This window comes from Flavimaricola marinus (assembly GCF_900184895.1).
Taxonomy (GTDB): domain Bacteria; phylum Pseudomonadota; class Alphaproteobacteria; order Rhodobacterales; family Rhodobacteraceae; genus Flavimaricola; species Flavimaricola marinus.
On record NZ_FXZK01000004.1, the window covers coordinates 318,286 to 334,300 of the forward strand.

The 16,015-nt window shown below is 64.5% G+C and carries 21 protein-coding genes; 14 read left to right on the top strand and 7 right to left on the bottom strand.

The window, feature by feature from the left end; genetic code table 11:
- Positions 1–33: 33 nt before the first annotated feature.
- Genes LOM8899_RS12635 through LOM8899_RS12645 form a run of 3 tightly spaced genes read right to left on the bottom strand, consistent with a single transcriptional unit; the run spans position 34 to position 1,738 of the window.
- On the bottom strand, positions 34–387 hold the full coding sequence (locus LOM8899_RS12635; protein ID WP_093992568.1) for a hypothetical protein: 354 nt from the start codon (positions 385–387) through the stop codon (positions 34–36).
- Entirely contained in the window at positions 384–992 is a 609-nt protein-coding gene (locus LOM8899_RS12640; protein WP_211096200.1) for an MlaC/ttg2D family ABC transporter substrate-binding protein, read from the bottom strand. Before LOM8899_RS12640 ends, LOM8899_RS12635 begins: the two co-directional genes overlap by 4 nt.
- Positions 992–1,738 carry an MlaA family lipoprotein gene (locus tag LOM8899_RS12645; RefSeq protein WP_245820522.1) on the bottom strand — a complete coding sequence of 249 codons (747 nt, stop codon included), beginning with the start codon at positions 1,736–1,738 and terminating at the stop codon, positions 992–994. Before LOM8899_RS12645 ends, LOM8899_RS12640 begins: the two co-directional genes overlap by 1 nt.
- Before the next feature lie 218 nt (positions 1,739–1,956).
- On the opposite strand from LOM8899_RS12645, the gene LOM8899_RS12650 reads away from it, so the two are divergent.
- Genes LOM8899_RS12650 through LOM8899_RS12675 form a run of 6 tightly spaced genes read left to right on the top strand, consistent with a single transcriptional unit; the run spans position 1,957 to position 7,784 of the window.
- Positions 1,957–3,705 (top strand): type I secretion system permease/ATPase, encoded by a 1,749-nt coding sequence (locus LOM8899_RS12650; RefSeq protein WP_093992571.1) that lies wholly within the window; start codon positions 1,957–1,959, stop codon positions 3,703–3,705.
- On the top strand, positions 3,702–5,000 hold the full coding sequence (locus LOM8899_RS12655; RefSeq protein WP_093992572.1) for an HlyD family type I secretion periplasmic adaptor subunit: 1,299 nt from the start codon (positions 3,702–3,704) through the stop codon (positions 4,998–5,000). The genes LOM8899_RS12650 and LOM8899_RS12655 overlap by 4 nt, the downstream gene beginning before the upstream one ends.
- A gap of 55 nt (positions 5,001–5,055) precedes the next feature.
- Positions 5,056–5,520, top strand: coding sequence for a RidA family protein (locus LOM8899_RS12660; RefSeq protein WP_093992573.1), 465 nt, complete (start codon positions 5,056–5,058; stop codon positions 5,518–5,520).
- A complete protein-coding gene (locus LOM8899_RS12665) occupies positions 5,517–6,269 on the top strand; it encodes a glycerophosphodiester phosphodiesterase family protein (protein ID WP_093992574.1) in 753 nt (250 codons plus the stop codon). Before LOM8899_RS12660 ends, LOM8899_RS12665 begins: the two co-directional genes overlap by 4 nt.
- A gap of 31 nt (positions 6,270–6,300) precedes the next feature.
- Positions 6,301–7,491, top strand: coding sequence for a GNAT family N-acetyltransferase (locus LOM8899_RS12670; protein WP_093992575.1), 1,191 nt, complete (start codon positions 6,301–6,303; stop codon positions 7,489–7,491).
- Positions 7,488–7,784, top strand: a complete 297-nt coding sequence (locus tag LOM8899_RS12675; RefSeq protein WP_093992576.1) for a 4a-hydroxytetrahydrobiopterin dehydratase — start codon at positions 7,488–7,490, stop codon at positions 7,782–7,784. Before LOM8899_RS12670 ends, LOM8899_RS12675 begins: the two co-directional genes overlap by 4 nt.
- Before the next feature lie 78 nt (positions 7,785–7,862).
- Here the strand turns inward: LOM8899_RS12675 and LOM8899_RS12680 are convergent, their stop codons facing one another.
- The gene (locus LOM8899_RS12680) at positions 7,863–8,351 is read right to left on the bottom strand and encodes a peroxiredoxin (protein ID WP_093992693.1); all 489 of its coding nucleotides are present in this window, start codon (positions 8,349–8,351) and stop codon (positions 7,863–7,865) included.
- Between the two features lie 89 nt (positions 8,352–8,440).
- Between LOM8899_RS12680 and LOM8899_RS12685 the strand changes: the two genes are divergently transcribed.
- Genes LOM8899_RS12685 through LOM8899_RS12695 form a run of 4 tightly spaced genes read left to right on the top strand, consistent with a single transcriptional unit; the run spans position 8,441 to position 10,798 of the window.
- Entirely contained in the window at positions 8,441–9,649 is a 1,209-nt protein-coding gene (locus LOM8899_RS12685) for an NAD(P)/FAD-dependent oxidoreductase (RefSeq protein ID WP_093992694.1), read from the top strand.
- Complete coding sequence (locus LOM8899_RS12690; RefSeq protein ID WP_093992577.1) at positions 9,646–10,209, top strand: RsmD family RNA methyltransferase; 564 nt, start codon at positions 9,646–9,648, stop codon at positions 10,207–10,209. The genes LOM8899_RS12685 and LOM8899_RS12690 overlap by 4 nt, the downstream gene beginning before the upstream one ends.
- Before the next feature lie 45 nt (positions 10,210–10,254).
- Positions 10,255–10,428 (top strand): hypothetical protein, encoded by a 174-nt coding sequence (locus tag LOM8899_RS23410; protein ID WP_168770539.1) that lies wholly within the window; start codon positions 10,255–10,257, stop codon positions 10,426–10,428.
- Positions 10,421–10,798 carry a hypothetical protein gene (locus tag LOM8899_RS12695; RefSeq protein WP_093992578.1) on the top strand — a complete coding sequence of 126 codons (378 nt, stop codon included), beginning with the start codon at positions 10,421–10,423 and terminating at the stop codon, positions 10,796–10,798. Before LOM8899_RS23410 ends, LOM8899_RS12695 begins: the two co-directional genes overlap by 8 nt.
- Before the next feature lie 2 nt (positions 10,799–10,800).
- Here LOM8899_RS12695 and map read toward each other — a convergent pair whose 3' ends face one another.
- Together map and sfsA are read right to left on the bottom strand one after the other, a co-directional pair.
- The gene (map, locus tag LOM8899_RS12700; protein ID WP_093992579.1) at positions 10,801–11,607 is read right to left on the bottom strand and encodes a type I methionyl aminopeptidase; all 807 of its coding nucleotides are present in this window, start codon (positions 11,605–11,607) and stop codon (positions 10,801–10,803) included.
- Between the two features lie 110 nt (positions 11,608–11,717).
- Positions 11,718–12,431 (bottom strand): DNA/RNA nuclease SfsA, encoded by a 714-nt coding sequence (gene sfsA, locus LOM8899_RS12705; RefSeq protein WP_093992580.1) that lies wholly within the window; start codon positions 12,429–12,431, stop codon positions 11,718–11,720.
- Between the two features lie 43 nt (positions 12,432–12,474).
- Here sfsA and LOM8899_RS12710 point away from each other — a divergent pair, with 43 nt between their 5' ends.
- From LOM8899_RS12710 to LOM8899_RS12725, 4 genes are read left to right on the top strand one after another with little or no spacing between them, the layout of a single operon-like run.
- Positions 12,475–13,203: a competence/damage-inducible protein A gene (locus LOM8899_RS12710; protein ID WP_093992581.1), complete on the top strand. Its 729-nt coding sequence runs from the start codon at positions 12,475–12,477 to the stop codon at positions 13,201–13,203.
- Positions 13,200–13,946 carry a GNAT family N-acetyltransferase gene (locus LOM8899_RS12715; protein ID WP_093992582.1) on the top strand — a complete coding sequence of 249 codons (747 nt, stop codon included), beginning with the start codon at positions 13,200–13,202 and terminating at the stop codon, positions 13,944–13,946. The genes LOM8899_RS12710 and LOM8899_RS12715 overlap by 4 nt, the downstream gene beginning before the upstream one ends.
- Positions 13,921–14,505, top strand: coding sequence for a peroxidase-related enzyme (locus LOM8899_RS12720; RefSeq protein ID WP_093992583.1), 585 nt, complete (start codon positions 13,921–13,923; stop codon positions 14,503–14,505). The genes LOM8899_RS12715 and LOM8899_RS12720 overlap by 26 nt, the downstream gene beginning before the upstream one ends.
- Positions 14,502–15,443, top strand: a complete 942-nt coding sequence (locus LOM8899_RS12725; RefSeq protein ID WP_093992584.1) for an OmpA family protein — start codon at positions 14,502–14,504, stop codon at positions 15,441–15,443. The genes LOM8899_RS12720 and LOM8899_RS12725 overlap by 4 nt, the downstream gene beginning before the upstream one ends.
- Here the strand turns inward: LOM8899_RS12725 and LOM8899_RS12730 are convergent.
- Positions 15,440–15,994: a hypothetical protein gene (locus LOM8899_RS12730; protein ID WP_133065028.1), complete on the bottom strand. Its 555-nt coding sequence runs from the start codon at positions 15,992–15,994 to the stop codon at positions 15,440–15,442. The genes LOM8899_RS12725 and LOM8899_RS12730 overlap by 4 nt on opposite strands.
- Positions 15,995–16,015 lie beyond the last annotated feature (21 nt).

The window sequence follows — 16,015 nt, forward strand, 5'->3', positions numbered from 1 at the left end:
TGAGCGATCGCGCCGAATGGCGCGGCCCTCACCTTACGATTCGGGGCACCTGTCATAGCGGAAGGCATAGCCGTTCCAGAGCATGATGATCCCGTCACCGTCCGCCGCATCCATGACCATCGCCCGTTCGGTCCAGGTTTCGGCCTCGCCGGTGCATTGCATGGTGTAGAGCGTGGCGTCCATGTTCACCACGTCGACGGGCCGGGTCATCCGGCATTCCATCTCGACCCCGTAGAACAGCCCTTCGCGGATCTCGATGGAGCCTCCGTCGACCCCGACAAGCGCGCATTCGGCGTTGGCCACCTGCCGGTAGACACCGTCATACGGCCCTGCAAGGGCGAGGGCGGGCATCGCGGCGGCCCCGAGCGCCAATCCCCACCGCGTCATGTCTGCGGCAGTTCTGCGATCAACCGGTTCAGATCACCGCCGCGTGCGTCGAGCATGGCCAAGACTTCGGCCCGCTCGGACAACAGCATGTTGATCCCTTCGATCACGATGTTGAAAAACAGTGGCCGCCCGCGGCTGTCCTCGACGTGGAAATCCACCTCGAAGGGCGATTGCCCGACCAGCACGGCCATGGTCTGCACCTCGACGCCGCGCGGCAGGTCGCGCACGCCCCGCACCTCGATCTGTCCGCCGATGAATTCCCGGAACCGGCGCCCGTATTTCCGGGCGACATAGGTCTTGTAGGCATTCGTGAAGGCCGTCAGCTGCGCCGGCGTCGCATTGCGCCGTTCGACCCCCAGCACGTAGGCGGCGATCGTGGGCACATCGGCATAGCGATCGAAGATCTGCTCGAACCGCCGCAACATCTGGGCCTCGGAGGCGCCGGAGCTGATCACGGCGTTCACCTCGGCCACCAGCCCGTCCACATGGGAGCGCGCGGCCGATTGGGTGATTGCAAGAGCGGGAGTGCCAAGCGTCGTGCCCAAGCTGGCGCCGAGCGCGAGCCCGGTTCCCATGAAGTGGCGTCGTGTGAAGCTGTGGGTCATCAGAAATCCTCGAACGGGTCTACAAAATCGGCGTCACCTGTGGCTTCGCCTGTCTCTCCTAACTCAAAACGGCGGTTCTGGAGGTAAATTAGTCGTGCTTGGGCGTAGCTGTCGGCACTGTCGTAGAGCACGCTGTCGATGGTGCCGCCGATCTCGCCGCGCTCGATCACTTGCCCTGCCACCCGCACGTAGGTGCCGTAGTCGATCTGAACGTCCAGACCGACCCGGTCCAGCGGATCGATCAGGAAATCCACCACCCGCCCGAGCGCGTCCCGCTCTGTGGACGGCCCGTAGAACGGCAATTCGACATAGGCCCCTTCGCCCACGCCCCAGACCGACAGAGTGGCTCCGAAATCGGTGTCCATCTCGGTGATCCCGATCGCCCCGGCCGGATCGAGCAGGCCGCCGATCCCGACGGTCGAGTTGATGATGAACCGCATGGTGTTCGTGGCGAGGATCGGCACGTTTCCTTGCAGCAGCCCGTTCAGCGCCTTGCCCGGCAGCCCGACGTTGTCGGCGAAGTTCACGAAGGGCCGCGTCAGCTCTGTCGGCATCGCCGCCGTCTGTTCGCTGAGCGGCCGCACGATACCGCTGTCGAGCGCCTTGTTGATCTCGTGCACCTGCCGGTTCACCGGCTCATACGGATCGAGAATGCCGTTTTCGTCGGGATAGCCGACACATGCGGTCAGACCGACCAGCGCGATCACGGCAAGGATGCCGCGCCCCGTGGGCAAAGCGAATTTCACTGATTGAATTCCTGCGACAGTTGCGGTGAGTTTGGGATACATAAGCATTCGTTAGCGAAAAATTAGACGTTGAGGCTGCAATTTGATCCGAACGAGAGTCCCAGACCCGGCTTGCCGCCATCAATGCCACAGCATCGCCCGGCGCAACAGCGCCCGGGGTCAAAAAGTGTCTCGACCGGCGGACCGTTGCCCGAACCGGCCCACTGACGGAGCCTACAATGGTCGCTAATGCCGCCCCGAGGTCGACCGAAGCCGGCGCTGCCGAGCTTCGGGCCGCTCGCGCCAAGAGCCGCCATCTCTATTGGTCGGTTGGCATTTTCTCGTTCTTTGTCAACGCATTGATGCTGACCGGCCCGCTCTATATGCTCAATGTCTATGACCGGGTTTTGGGGTCGAGATCGGTGGAAACCCTGATCGCCCTGACGGTTCTGGTTGTGTTTCTGTTTGCAATGATGGGCCTGCTCGACATCGTGCGCGGCCGCGTCATGGGCCGGGTGGGCGCCCGGTTTCAGGCCGAAATGGACGAGCGCGTCTTTGCCGCCTCGATCCGCGGTGCCACGATGCCCGGTATCCAGCGCGAGGCTCAGGGCGGCCTGCGCGATCTGGAGTCGGTGCAGCGTCTGATCGTGTCTCCGGCGTTGATGTCGGTCTTCGACCTGCCCTTCGCGCCGCTCTTCTTTCTGGGCATTTTCATTTTCCATCCACTGATGGGCTATCTCGCGCTTGTCGGGGCCGTGATCCTGATTGCGCTGGCGGTGGCCAATCAGTTGATTTCGCGCCGCCCCCTATTGTCCGCCAATTCCGCCACCATGCAGGCCGAGCAGTTGGGCAATCAGATCCGTCAGGAGGCCGAACTGATCCTGTCGCTCGGGATGCGCAAGGCGGCCTTCGACCGCTGGCAATTCGCCCGTGGCCATTCGCTGGATGCCAGTATCGGCGCCTCCGACACCACCGGTGCCTTTACCGCGACGATCAAGGCGGTCCGCCTGCTGCTGCAATCGGCGATGCTTGGCCTTGGTGCCTTTCTGGTGCTGCAAAATCAGCTCTCGCCGGGTGCGATGATCGCGGGGTCGATCCTGCTGGGCCGTGCCCTCGCCCCGATCGAGATGATCGTGGGGCAGGCGGCCCTGTTCCAGCGCGCCCGCGAAGGCTGGCGCAACCTCACCGTTCTGCTGAGCGCCGTGCAGGAGGGCGACCGCCGCACCGCGCTGCCCAGTCCGAAGGCCCAGCTGGACGTGGAGCAGGTCTCTGTCATCCTGCCCGGAGAGCAGGTCGCCACCTTGCGGATGATCAGCTTTGCGGTGAAGCCCGGTCAGGCGGTGGGCGTGATCGGCACGTCCGGCTCCGGCAAATCGACGCTGGCCAAGGCTCTGACCGGGTTTCTGACCCCGGCCGCCGGACGCATTCGCCTCGACGGTGCGGCGCTCGATCAATACGAGCCGGATGTCTTGGGCAAACACATCGGCTATCTGCCTCAGCGCGTCGGTCTGTTCGACGGCACGATCAAGGACAACATCGCCCGACTGTCGCCCGATCCGGACGACGCCGCCGTCGTCAAAGCCGCCAAGAAGGCCGGCGCCCACGAGATGATCCTGAAGCTGCCGGAGGGCTATGACACCAAGGTCAGTGCCAATGGCGGCCGTCTGTCGGGCGGCCAGATCCAGCGTATCGGCCTTGCCCGCGCCATGTATGGCGATCCGGTGATGCTCGTCCTCGACGAGCCCAATTCCAACCTGGACAACGATGGCAGCGTGGCGTTGAACAACGCCATCAAGTCGATGAAGGCGGAGGGCAAGATCGTGCTCATCATGGCCCATCGACCCGCCGCCATTCAGGAATGCGACCTGTTGTTGATGATCGAGGGCGGGGTGCGCCGCGCCTTCGGCCCCAAGGACGACGTGCTGCAAGAGATGGTCAAGAACCGCAAGGCGATCCAGAAGGCCCCCGGCCCGGCAGGTGTGACATGAGCGCCCCCAAGAGGTGGTCCGTTTCGCGCCCGATGATGATGGGCGCGCTGGTGCTTTTGCTCCTCGTCGGCGGCTTTGGATCCTGGGCGGTGCTGGCCCAGATCACCGGGGCGGTGATCGCCTCTGGGCAGATCGAGGTGGAACAGAACCGCCAGGTGATCCAGCACCCCGACGGCGGCGTCGTTGCCGAGATTCTGGTGCAGGAGGGCGATGTCATCGAGGCCGGTGACGTGGTGATCCGGCTCGACGCCGAGGCGCTGGCGTCGGAACTGGCCGTCGTCGAGGGCCAGTTGTTCGAGGTGCTCGCCCGCCGCGCCCGGTTCGAGGCCGAGCGCGATTCCATGCCGGAGATCGACTTTCCCGAATTGCTCCGCCTGACCGACAATCCGGTGGCCCCGGAACTGATGGAAGGCCAGACCCGCCTGTACGAGGCCCGCATCGAGGCCGAGGAGCAGGAGCGCGAACAGTTGCGCCGTCGCCGCGAGCAGATCGGCAATCAGATCGACGGGATTCGCGCCCAGGAGGCGGCGCTGGACGAGCAGCTCGCCCTGCTTGCCGAGGAACTCGAGAGCCAGCAGAGCCTGCTGGATCGCGGTCTGGCTCAGGTTGCCCGTGTTCTTGCCCTGCGCCGCGAAGCCGCGAGCATCGCGGGTCAGGCCGGTGAACTGGCTGCCGCCGCCGCCGAGGCGGAGGGCCGTATCACCGAGCTGGATATCGAGTTGCTTCGCCTCGTCACGGTCCGCCGCGAAGAGGCCATCACCCGCCTTCGTGATCTGCAATTCAACGAGATCGAGCTGTCCGAGCGCCGCCGGTCCCTGACCACCCAGCTGGATCGTCTGGAAATCCGGTCCCCGGTGAGCGGCGTCGTCTACGGGATGCAGGTCTTTGCCCCTCGTTCGGTGATTCAGGCCGCGGAGCCGGTGATGTATGTGATCCCGCAGGATCGCCCGCTGATCATCAGCTCTCAGGTCGAGCCGAAGGACATCGATCAGGTGTTTGTCGGACAGGAGGTCGCGTTGCGTTTTTCCGCCTTTGATCAGCGCCGCACCCCCGAATTGTTCGGCCACGTCACCCAGGTGTCGGCGGATGCCTTCACCGATGAGAACACCAGTCAGTCCTACTACCGCGCCCGCATCGTTCTGGACGAGGGCGAAGCCGCGCGCCTGCCGGACGAGATGGTGCTGATCCCCGGCATGCCGGTGGAGGCGTTTCTGACCACGCAGGAGCGCAGCCCGATGGATTACCTGCTCAAGCCGCTGGCCGACTATTTTGCCAAGGCATTCCGCGAGGGCTGATTGCACCTCGCTCCGCTCGGGAGTAGCGTCGCCGCAAATCACAAGGAGACGCGACATGGACGGAACGATTGCTGGCAAACTGGCGGAAATGGGTGTGACCTTGCCGGACGCCCCGCCACCACAGGCGACCTATGTGCCTTTTGTGATCACCGGCAACACCGTCTATGTGTCCGGTCAGGTCAGTCAGGGGCCGGATGGCCTGATCCTCGGCCGTTTGGGCGAGGACATGGATGTCGAGGCTGGCGCCGCGGCCGCCCGCAGCTGCGCGATCTCGCTTCTGGCGCAGGTCTCCAAGGCCTGTGGCGGCGATCTGGAGCGGCTGGTCCGCGTCGTCAAGCTGACCGGCTTTGTCAACTCGACGGCGGATTTCACCGATCACCCCAAGGTGATCAACGGCGCGTCCGACTTCTTTGTCGAGGCGATGGGCGAGAAGGGCCGTCATGCCCGCTCTGCCGTTGGCATGGTGGCGCTGCCTCTGGGCGTGGCCGTCGAGGTCGAAGGCATCTTTGAAATAGCATGACCCTGCCCCCTGCCTTTCTGGCGCGACCGATTGCCCATCGCGCCTATCACGATATCGCCGCGCGCCGTCCCGAGAACAGCCGCGCGGCAGTGCGTGCGGCTGTCGCGGCCGGGTATGGCATCGAGATCGACGTTCAGCCGAGCGCGGACGGCGTGCCGATGGTGTTCCACGACTATGACCTTGGCCGCCTGACGGGGGTGTCCGGCCCGATTGCCCGCCGCAGGGCGGCCGAACTGGCGGAGCTGAGCCTCTTGCAAGGCGACGAGCCGGTCCCGACCTTGGCCGAGGTGCTGTCCGACGTGGCCGGCCGGGTGCCGCTGTTGATCGAGGTGAAGGATCAGGACGGGGCGATGGGTCCGGATGTCGGCCCGTTGGAGCGCGCGGTTGCCAAGGCTCTGGCCGATTATGCCGGCCCGGTTGCGGTGATGTCGTTCAATCCGCATTCGGTGGCGGTGATGGCCGAGGCCGCACCGGGCGTGCCGCGTGGCCTGACCACCGAGAGCTATGACCCCAAGGCCAACCCGACCTTGCCCCGCGCGGTCTGCAATCATCTGCGGGCGATCCCGGATTTCGGCCGTGTCGGCGCCAGCTTCATCAGCCACGAAGCCGCCGATCTGGCCAGCCCCCATGTGGCCGCCCTCAAGGCCAAGGGCGTGCCGATCCTGTGCTGGACCATTCGCTCGCCGGAGGCCGAGGCCGAGGCCCGCAAGATCGCCGACAACGTCACATTTGAGGGCTATCCGGCTTGACCCGATCCGTCCGTGGCCCACGTACCGAACCATGACCGAGACCCCTGTCATCGAAGTGACCGCCCATAGCCACCTGCACGAAATCGGGCAGGCGGCGTGGGATGCCTGCGCCTGCCCCGAAGAGGCCGACGGCGGCAGGCCGGACGATCCGTTTACCACCTACCGGTTCCTCAAGGCGTTGGAGGACAGCGGATCGGTCGGCCCCGGTTCGGGCTGGCAACCGCGCTATATCAGCGCCTCGAAGGGGGACGAGATCATCGCCGTCGCCCCGCTCTATGCCAAGGGCCACAGTCAGGGCGAATACATCTTCGATCACAACTGGGCCCATGCCTACGAGCAGGCCGGGGGTCGCTATTATCCGAAATTGCAGATCGCGGTGCCCTTTACCCCCGCCACCGGCCGCCGCTTTCTGACCAAGCCCGGCCACGAGACGGAGGGTATTTCGGCGCTGGTGCAGGGCGCTGTCCAACTGGCGAGCCAGAACCAGCTGTCGTCGATCCACGCCACCTTTTGCACCGAAGCAGAGGCGATTGCGGGTGCCGAGATGGGCCTGATGCGCCGGATCGGTCAGCAGTTTCACTGGCTGAACCATGACTACGCCGATTTCGACGGTTTTCTGGCCGATCTGTCGTCGCGCAAGCGCAAGAACATCCGCAAGGAACGCGCTGCCGCCCAAGGCTTTGGCGGCGAGATCATCGCCCTGACCGGCGATCAGATCGAGCCTGAGCATTGGGATGCGTTCTGGCAATTCTATCAGGACACCGGTGCCCGCAAATGGGGCCAGCCCTATCTGACCCGCAAATTCTTTGACTGTGCGCAGGAAAGCCTGCGCGACGACATGCTGCTGGTGCTGGCGGTCCGCGAGGGCAGGGCGGTGGCGGGGGCGTTGAATTTCATCGGCCGCGACGTGCTTTATGGCCGCTATTGGGGCTGTCTGGAGCATCACCCCTTTCTGCATTTCGAACTGTGCTATTATCAGGCCATCGATTTCGCCATTCGGCACGGTCTTGCCCGTGTTGAGGCGGGCGCACAGGGCGAACACAAGCTCGCTCGCGGCTATATGCCGGTGCCGACCCATTCGCTGCATTGGATCGGTGACCCCGGTTTCCGTGATGCCGTCGACCGCTATCTGCGGGCCGAGCGCAATGCGGTGAACGAGGATATCGAGGTGCTCACCAGCTATGGCCCGTTCAAGCGCCATATTCAGGAGGAACAGGAATGACCGAGAAACTCTCAGGCGCTGCACTGGATGCTGCGTTGGCCCCGTTGCGCGACAACGGCTGGGCCGTGGTCGAGGGCCGCGAGGCGATCCACAAGACCTTTACCTTCGCCAATTTCGTCGAAGCCTTCGGCTTTATGTCCCGCGCGGCGATCTGGGCCGAGAAGCTGAACCACCATCCTGAATGGTCCAACGTCTACAAGACCGTCGAGGTGACGCTGGCGACCCATGACGTGGACGGATTGTCCGATCTGGACGTCAAACTGGCCAAGAAGATGGACGATTTGGCGGGCTGACGCGGAACGGCGGACCCCTGACATCAAAAGACGACCGCAGTTGCCTGCGGTCGTCTTTTTCGTTTGCGTTGTGCCGACTTAGATCTGGCCGAGCAGCGTCTCGCCTGCCGAGATCTCGCACTCGCCCGGGCTGCCTTCTTCGTTCAGGATCGTCACCTTGCCGTCTTCAACCATCATCGAATAGCGCTTGGACCGGTCGAACAGCCCGACGGGCGGGGCGGTGAAGTTCATCCCCAGGGCCTTGGTAAAGGATGCGTCTGCATCGCCCAGCATCGTGATCCCGGCGGCGGTGGCCCCTGTCGATTCACCCCATGCGCCCATCACGAAGGGATCGTTGACCGAGACGCAGATGATCTCGTCGACGCCCTTGGCGGCGAAGGCGTCCTTTGTGCGGATGAAGCTGGGCACATGCGCGGTGGAGCAGGTGCCGGTGAACGCACCGGGCAGTCCAAAGATCACCACTTTGCGTCCCTTGACCTTGTCGGAGAGCGAAACGGTCTCTGGCCCGTCACTTCCCATGGCGGTCAGCGTGGCGTCTGGGAGAGCGGCACCTTGGGTAATGGTCATATTGCGGCCTTTCTGGTTTTGCGTCACATGTATTTGACGCAGATATAGTGCGGCCAGATGCCATTGACCACGTGGAAGGATGCAAATTTATGACCCATTTCGTCGTGATCGGCGCGGGGCAGGCGGGCGCCAGTCTGGTGGCCAAACTGCGCACCGAAGGCTTTGACGGGCAGATCACGCTGGTCGGGTCGGAGCCTGTTCCGCCGTATCAGCGCCCGCCGCTGTCCAAGGCCTATCTGCTGGGCGAAATGGAGGAGGAGCGCCTCTATCTGCGCCCGGCCGCGTTCTACGAGGACCACGACATCACCTTGCGCCTGTCGGCTACCGCCGAGTCGATCGACCCCGCCGCCCGCACCGTCACATTGGCCGATGGCGAGGTGCTGAGCTATGACGCGCTGGCCCTGACGACCGGGTCGCACCCCCGCACCCTGCCTGCCGCCATCGGTGGCACTCTTGCCGGCGTTTACACCATGCGCGATCTGGCCGATGCCGACGCGATGGCCCCGGAGTTGATCGAGGGCCGTCGGGTGCTGATCATCGGTGGCGGCTATATCGGCCTTGAGGCGGCCGCGGTCTGCGCAAAGCGTGGTCTGGAGGTGACCGTCGTCGAGATGGCCGACCGGATCCTCCAGCGTGTCGCCTGCCCCGAAACCTCGGACTATTTCCGCGACCTGCATACCGCGCAGGGCGTGACCGTGCGCGAAGGCATCGGCCTGACCGCCTTGACCGGCGAGGGCCGCGTGACGGGGGCAACCCTGTCGGACGGCAGCCAGATCGACGTGGATTTCGCGGTGGTCGGCGTGGGCATCCTGCCCGGCACCGCCCTTGCCGAAGCGGCGGGCCTGACCCTCGACAACGGCATCTCGACCGACCCGCACTGCCGCACCTCCGATCCGCATATCTGGGCCGCTGGTGATTGCGCCTCCTGCCTGTTCGAGGGCAACCGCATCCGGCTTGAGAGCGTGGGCAATGCCATCGACATGGCCGAGGTCGCTGCACAGAGCATGATGGGCAAGGACGTGTCCTATACGCCCGCGCCTTGGTTCTGGTCGGATCAATACGATTGCAAGCTGCAGATCGCCGGGCTGAATGCCGGATACGATGCGGTCTATGTCAAAGAGACCGGCGAGGCCCGCTCGCATTGGTATTATCGCGGTGGCCGGTTGATCGCGGTGGACGCGATGAACGATGCCCGCAACTACATGATCGGCAAGCGCTTGATCGAGGCCGGGAAGTCCCCGTCGCCAGAGGTGATCTGCGACCCCGAGACCAACATGAAGGCGCTGCTCAAGGCATGAGGATCATCGGTGGTCAGCATCGCGGGCTTGCCCTTGCGGCTGTCGGCGTCGGTGACAAGGGCGCCAGCCTGCGCCCCACGCCCGACCGGGTGCGCGAAGCGGTGTTCAACGTGCTTTTGGGCGGCCGATATGGCGATCCGGTCAGCGGCGCCCGCGTGCTGGATCTGTTCGCCGGCACCGGCGCGCTGGGCCTGGAGGCGCTGTCACGTGGGGCCGCCTTTGCCAGCTTTGTCGACGACGGCAAGGTGGCGGGCGGGCTGATCCGTGACAACCTGCGCCGGGCCGGTCGCGCCGGGGATGCGGCACTGATCGCCCGCGACGCCAAGTCCCTCGGAGCCGGAGAGCCGCACGATCTGGTCTTTCTCGATCCGCCTTACGGCAAGGGCATGGGCGCTCCGGCTCTTGTCGCGGCCTTGGCGGGCGGTTGGATCGCCCCCGGTGCTGTCGTCGTCTGGGAAGAGCGCACCCCGCAGCCCGCCCCGCCGGGCTTCACCCTGTCAGAGCATCGCAAATACGGCGAGAGCCATATCACGCTGCTGCGCGCCAATCCGGGCGGCTAGTCCGACCTGCTTGGAGAAACGGGTCCGGCCCGCTAGGATCGCCCCATGACCGATACCAGCTTTGCCCAATGGGACGCCCGTCCCGCGCGCACGGAGGACGTGCCTTTGCCCGCCCCGGTGCCGTTTTCGACGCCCGTCCTGATCGGTGATTGCGTGACGCCCTTGGGTGGTGAGACGGTGCTCTCACTGCTGTGGAAACGGCTCGCCCGGGATGACTGAGATCGCCTATCATCATTGCCCCGGCTGCGGGAAGCCGCAGAAACCGTTTCTGCGCTACCCTTGGCATTTCTGCAATGATTGCAGAGAGCTGGCCGTCGATCACGCCGGGCGCAAGCTGCATTTCGGCAATGAGAGCATGGGCGGCGGTTTCGTCTGGCAGATCGAAGGGCAGGACGAGACCTATTCCAGCTACGGGCTCTTGTGCCTGATCCACAATCGGCCCGTCCATGTCGGCGAAGCCCGCTTTGGCGGGATCGTCGCTCAGCCATGGACGCAAGAGCCGAACAGCGACGACAAGGTCGCCGATCTGCGCAGGCGTGACCCGAATTTCGAGGCGTTCCGCAGGATCCGCCCCGGCCCGGGCCGCTAGGCTCAATAGGTCGGGTGGAACTTGCCGGCCGGTGACAGCGTGAAGATCTCGCAGCCCTGTGCGGTGATCCCGACCGAATGTTCGAACTGTGCCGAGAGCGATTTGTCGCGCGTCACGGCTGTCCAGTCGTCCTTGAGCACCTTGGTCTCGGGCCGTCCGAGATTGACCATCGGTTCGATGGTAAAGAACATGCCTTCCTCAAGCCGCGGTCCAGAGCCGGCGCGCCCGTAGTGGAGCACATTCGGCGGCGCGTGGAACACCCGGCCCAAACCGTGCCCGCAGAAGTCGCGCACCACGGACATGCGTTGCGATTCGACATAGCTCTGAATGGCGTGGCCGATGTCGCCAAAGGTGTTGCCCGGCCGCGCGGCCTCGATCCCCAGCATCAGCGCGTCATGGGTCACCTGGATCAGCCGTTCGGACTTGCGGCTGAGATCGCCGGCCACATACATCCGGCTGGTGTCGCCATACCAGCCATCGACGATGACGGTCACGTCGATGTTCAGGATGTCGCCGTTCTTGAGCTTCTTGTCACCGGGAATGCCGTGGCACACCACATGATTGACCGAGATGCAGGAGGCGTGCTGATAGCCCTTGTAGCCGATGGTGGCCGAAGTCGCACCGGCCTCGTCGACCATGCGCGTGATTTCGGCATCGATGGCTGCGGTGGTCTGGCCCACAAACACATGCGCCGCGATGTCGTCTAGGATCTGCGCGGCCAGCCGTCCGGCCCGCGTCATCCCTGCGAAATCGCTCATCTCGTAAATTCTGATGCCGTCCTTCGTCAGGCGGCCTTTGCGCTCGTCCAATGATCTGCTCCAGTAATGTGCAGCCTTATATAGGACCCAGCCCGCGAAAGTGCCAGAGGCCGGGCGCTGTCTTGCCCCTTCATCTTGGCCAAAAAACTCACGACGCAGCCTCAGTCAGGCGGCGCGACGAAGGGCAGAGGCCCAGCGACCTCCACCGCGTCGGGGCTGATCCGGGTGCCGAGGCAGATCACCTCGACCCCGGCCCGCGTCGCCGCGGCAAAGCCCCGCGCATAGGTCGGGTCGATGTCGCCGGCCAGGCTCACCCGCTCCGCATCGGTTCGTTGCACCAGAAACAGCATCACCGCCCGGTGTCCCAGCCCGGCCATTTGCGCCAGTTCCACCAGATGCTTTGCCCCTCTGGCGGTGACGCTGTCGGGAAATTCCGCCAACCCCGGTTGCCGCGAGAGCGTCACGCTCTTCACCTCGACATAGGCATCCCGCCGCCCGGCGCCTGTCAGAAGAAAGTCGATCCGGCTGTTGTCGCCGTATTTCACCTCCGGTCGCACAAGATCATAGCCGCTTAGCCCCTCGACCTCGTTCGCCATGAGCGCCGCTTTCAGCGCCCGGTTCGGCACCGAGGTGTCGACCCCGGTGAAATGCCCGCCGTCATGCTCGACCAGCCGCCAGCCGTACTTCAGCTTTTTCCTGGGATCGTGGTTCGGCTCGACCCATATCCGCGATCCGGGCATCGCCAGCCCCATCATCGAGCCGGGGTTGGCGCAATGCGCGGTCGCCTCGCTCCCGTCCTCAAGCTCGATATCAGCGAGGAACCGTTTGTAGCGGCGGATCAGCCGGGCGGGCAGCAGGGGAGTGGCAAAGCGCATGGCCGCGTCCTATACCATATCGAAACCTGAGGGGAGACGTTTGATGACCACCCAAAACCCGACCGCCGCCATGCTGGTGATCGGCGACGAAATCCTGTCCGGCCGCACCCGCGACGCCAACATGCACCACCTCGCCGGCGAATTGACCAAGCAGGGCATCGACCTGCGCGAGGTTCGCATCGTGTCCGACGACCGCGACGCGATCGTCGCCGCCGTCAAGGCTCTGTCGTCGGCTTATGGCGTGGTCTTTACCAGCGGTGGTATTGGCCCGACCCATGACGACATCACGGCCGATTGCATCGCCGCTGCCTTTGACGTGCCGATCGACGTTCGCGACGACGCTCGCGCCCTGCTGGCCGCCCACTACGCCAAGACCGGCTCCGAGTTGAACGAGGCCCGTCTGCGCATGGCCCGCATCCCGGATGGTGCCGCCTTGATCGACAATCCGGTCAGCGTCGCCCCAGGCTTTATCCTTGGCAACGTTCACGTGATGGCCGGTGTCCCGTCCGTCTTTCAAGCGATGGTCGCCAGCGTGCTGCCGACCCTGACCGGAGGCGCCCCTCTGATTTCGCAGACCCTGCGCATTCAGCGCGGTGAGGGCGATATTGCCGGTCCCTTGGGCAAACTGGCCGCCGAGTATCCCGCCTTGTCGATCGGCTCTTATCCGTTTCAGAAGGATGGCGTTTACGGCGCGAATATCGTGATCCGGGGTCAGGATGCCGCCGAGGTCGACGCCGCCATGACCCGCTTGAAGGAGCTGTTTCCCGAATGACGCCGGAGACGCTCTATGCCGTCATCGAGGCGACGTGGCCTTCGGCCTCTGTCCGGCAGGTGGGTCCGTTTCTCATCCGCACCGGCCTTGGTGGCGGCAGCCGGGTGAGTGCTGCGACGATCACCGCCCCGGTGACCGCCGCCGATCTGCCACAGGCCGAAGCCGAGATGGAAGCTCTGGGCCAGCCCAAGATCTTCATGATCCGCGCCGGTGACGACGCCCTCGACGCCCTGTTGGAGGCCGAGGGCTATGTGATCAAAGACCCGGTCGTCGGATTTGTCGCCCCGGTCTCGGCCCTGACCGCTCAGCGGCCGCCGCCGGTGAGCACCTTTGAGGTTTGGCCCCCGCTCGCCGTGCAGCGCGAGATCTGGGCCGCCGGCGGGATCGGCCCCGCCCGATTGGCCGTGATGGACCGCGTGACCGGCCCCAAGACCACCATTCTCGGCCGTGTCGACGACACCCCCGCGGGCTGTGCCTTTGTCGCCTGCCACGGCCCCCACGCGATGCTGCATGCCTTGGAAACCAGCGGCCTGCATCGCCGCAAGGGCGTGGCCGCCCGGATGCTGACCGCCTGTGCATTTTGGGCCAAGGGGCAGGGCGCCGAAACCTTCAGCCTTGTCGTCACGCAGGCCAATACGGGCGCACATGCCCTCTATGCTTCCCTTGGGATGGAGCCTGTGGGACAGTATCACTACCGGATCAAGACGGATGCCAAAGATGACCCAGCCACCCTTCGCTGCTGACGCGCCGACGGCGCTCGATTTGCCGCAAGTGGACCCGCTTCCCCCTGAAACGCAGGCCTATTTCGACAAATGCGTCGAAAAGCTGGGGATGATCCCCAACGTCCTGCGTTCCTACGCCTTTGATATCGACAAGCTCAACGCCTTTACCGCGATGTACAACGATCTGATGCTGGGCGCTTCGGGCCTGTCCAAGCTGGAACGCGAGATGATCGCCGTCGTCGTTTCGGCGGTGAATCGGTGCTTTTATTGCCTGACCGCCCATGGCGCGGCAGTTCGCCAGCTTTCGGGCGACCCCAAGCTCGGTGAGATGCTGGTGATGAACTGGCGTGTGGCCCCGCTCGATGCCCGCCAGTCCGCGATGCTTCTCTTTGCCGAGAAGATGACCCTTGCCAGCCACACCATCGTCGAGACCGACCGCGATGCCTTGCGCCAGGTCGGCTTTAACGAGCGCGATATCTGGGACATCGCGTCGGTGGCGTCGTTCTACAACATGTCCAACCGCATGGCGTCGGCTGTCGATATGCGCCCCAACGACGATTACCACACGCAGGCCCGATGAAATCAGCGCTGCCCGCATTGGTTCTGACCCTTGGTCTGCCCGCGATCGGCTGGGCGCAGGCGTTGGAGTTTCCCTCCAACGCCGAGCTGACCATGGAGCAAACCACGCCGCTGGGCAGTTATGCGGTCCCTTTGGAGCCGTTCGGCGAGGGCATCTTGCCTGCCGTCGCGCTGGAAGGGGCGATCATCCGTCAGGCGTGGCGGATCGAGGCGGAGGGGCTGAGCACCTTGCAGATCCTCGCCCCCCTTCGGGATCAATTGTTCGCTCAGGGCTTTGAGCCGCTGCTGGAGTGCGAGACCGAGGGGTGCGGCGGCTTTGATTTCCGCTTTGCCACATCGGTGCTGCCCGCCCCGGCGATGTTCGTCGATCTGGGCGATTTCAGGTTCGTTTCGGCCATGCGCGAGGTCGACGGCGGCGAGGAGGCCGTGAGCCTGTTGGTCAGCCAGTCGGCCGGGGCCGGGTTTGTTCAACTGATCCGGATCTCTCCCGAGGGCAGCGCCCCGCAGGCCACGACCGCCGTGGCCCCGCCCGTGCGCAACGTGACCCCCGCCCAGCAGGGCAGCTTTGCCGAAGGGCTCGAGACCGACGGTCATGTGGTGCTGGCGGATCTGACGTTCGAGACCGGCTCGTCGCAGCTTGGCCCCGGCCCCTATCAAAGCCTGATGGCGCTGGCGGCCTATCTGCGCGCCAATCCCGACCGCACGGTCGCCTTGGTGGGTCATACCGATGCCGAGGGATCGTTGGAGGGCAATATCGCCCTGTCGCGCCGCCGGGCCGGATCGGTGCTGGAGCGGTTGGTCAATGTCTATTCCATCCCGCGTCGCCAGATGGAGGCACAGGGCATGGGCTATCTCGCCCCGGTATCGAGCAACCTGACCCCGGAGGGCCGCGAGGCTAATCGCCGGGTCGAGGTGATCGTGACCTCGACTGCGGACTAGCCCGCCACCTGCGGGAACAATTGCGGAGCGTATGTATCGCCCGAGCCGTGCGGGCCGGGGAAATACCTCTCGCCTTGCAGTCCCTCTTCGGCGCGGGCCGCGTCTACTTCCAGCGCGGCATTGGTCAATCCGATGATCAAGAAACCCGCTCTCGACATCCAGTCGAACATCTCTTGCAACTGCTGCCATGTCAGATCAAGCGCGTCGTCGCCGAGTTTGACTTTCAGATGCGCTTCGGGTTCGCAGGCGTGAAACTGTGCGCTGATCCCGATCAGGCCGTGGCAAACGAGGTTTCGGATCACGAGCGATTCTCTTAGCAGCGCCACAAGGCGGTCACTCAGCTCTGCCTGGAGCGGCCTGAGGTTGTCCTTGGGCTTGACCGTTTGGGACCACGCCTCAAGCGACCTTGAAATGCCGTGAACCGGTTTCTGGGTTTCCTCGCCGCTTAGCCGCTCGAGTGAAATTTCGATTTCGCGTTCAATCTCCGACCAGAGATAGACGAGCGAGCCGATGGTCCCTTTCATCTGGTCAATGGTAATCGGTAGGGACATGTTGATCGAACTCTTGCGCTG

Bases quoted from the DNA above. Each gene is read 5' to 3' on its own strand.
- LOM8899_RS12715 (WP_093992582.1), top strand. From the start codon at position 13,200: ATGACGCCGGAGACGCTCTATGCCGTCATCGAGGCGACGTGGCCTTCG.
- LOM8899_RS12695 (WP_093992578.1), top strand. From the start codon at position 10,421: ATGACTGAGATCGCCTATCATCATTGCCCCGGCTGCGGGAAGCCGCAG.
- LOM8899_RS12680 (WP_093992693.1), bottom strand. From the start codon at position 8,351: ATGACCATTACCCAAGGTGCCGCTCTCCCAGACGCCACGCTGACCGCC.
- LOM8899_RS12710 (WP_093992581.1), top strand. From the start codon at position 12,475: ATGACCACCCAAAACCCGACCGCCGCCATGCTGGTGATCGGCGACGAA.
- sfsA (WP_093992580.1), bottom strand. From the start codon at position 12,431: ATGCGCTTTGCCACTCCCCTGCTGCCCGCCCGGCTGATCCGCCGCTAC.
- LOM8899_RS23410 (WP_168770539.1), top strand. From the start codon at position 10,255: ATGACCGATACCAGCTTTGCCCAATGGGACGCCCGTCCCGCGCGCACG.
- LOM8899_RS12670 (WP_093992575.1), top strand. From the start codon at position 6,301: ATGACCGAGACCCCTGTCATCGAAGTGACCGCCCATAGCCACCTGCAC.
- LOM8899_RS12640 (WP_211096200.1), bottom strand. From the start codon at position 992: ATGACCCACAGCTTCACACGACGCCACTTCATGGGAACCGGGCTCGCG.
- LOM8899_RS12665 (WP_093992574.1), top strand. From the start codon at position 5,517: ATGACCCTGCCCCCTGCCTTTCTGGCGCGACCGATTGCCCATCGCGCC.
- LOM8899_RS12725 (WP_093992584.1), top strand. From the start codon at position 14,502: ATGAAATCAGCGCTGCCCGCATTGGTTCTGACCCTTGGTCTGCCCGCG.
- LOM8899_RS12690 (WP_093992577.1), top strand. From the start codon at position 9,646: ATGAGGATCATCGGTGGTCAGCATCGCGGGCTTGCCCTTGCGGCTGTC.
- LOM8899_RS12650 (WP_093992571.1), top strand. From the start codon at position 1,957: ATGGTCGCTAATGCCGCCCCGAGGTCGACCGAAGCCGGCGCTGCCGAG.
- LOM8899_RS12720 (WP_093992583.1), top strand. From the start codon at position 13,921: ATGACCCAGCCACCCTTCGCTGCTGACGCGCCGACGGCGCTCGATTTG.
- LOM8899_RS12675 (WP_093992576.1), top strand. From the start codon at position 7,488: ATGACCGAGAAACTCTCAGGCGCTGCACTGGATGCTGCGTTGGCCCCG.
- LOM8899_RS12655 (WP_093992572.1), top strand. From the start codon at position 3,702: ATGAGCGCCCCCAAGAGGTGGTCCGTTTCGCGCCCGATGATGATGGGC.
- LOM8899_RS12730 (WP_133065028.1), bottom strand. From the start codon at position 15,994: ATGTCCCTACCGATTACCATTGACCAGATGAAAGGGACCATCGGCTCG.
- LOM8899_RS12685 (WP_093992694.1), top strand. From the start codon at position 8,441: ATGACCCATTTCGTCGTGATCGGCGCGGGGCAGGCGGGCGCCAGTCTG.
- LOM8899_RS12635 (WP_093992568.1), bottom strand. From the start codon at position 387: ATGACGCGGTGGGGATTGGCGCTCGGGGCCGCCGCGATGCCCGCCCTC.
- LOM8899_RS12660 (WP_093992573.1), top strand. From the start codon at position 5,056: ATGGACGGAACGATTGCTGGCAAACTGGCGGAAATGGGTGTGACCTTG.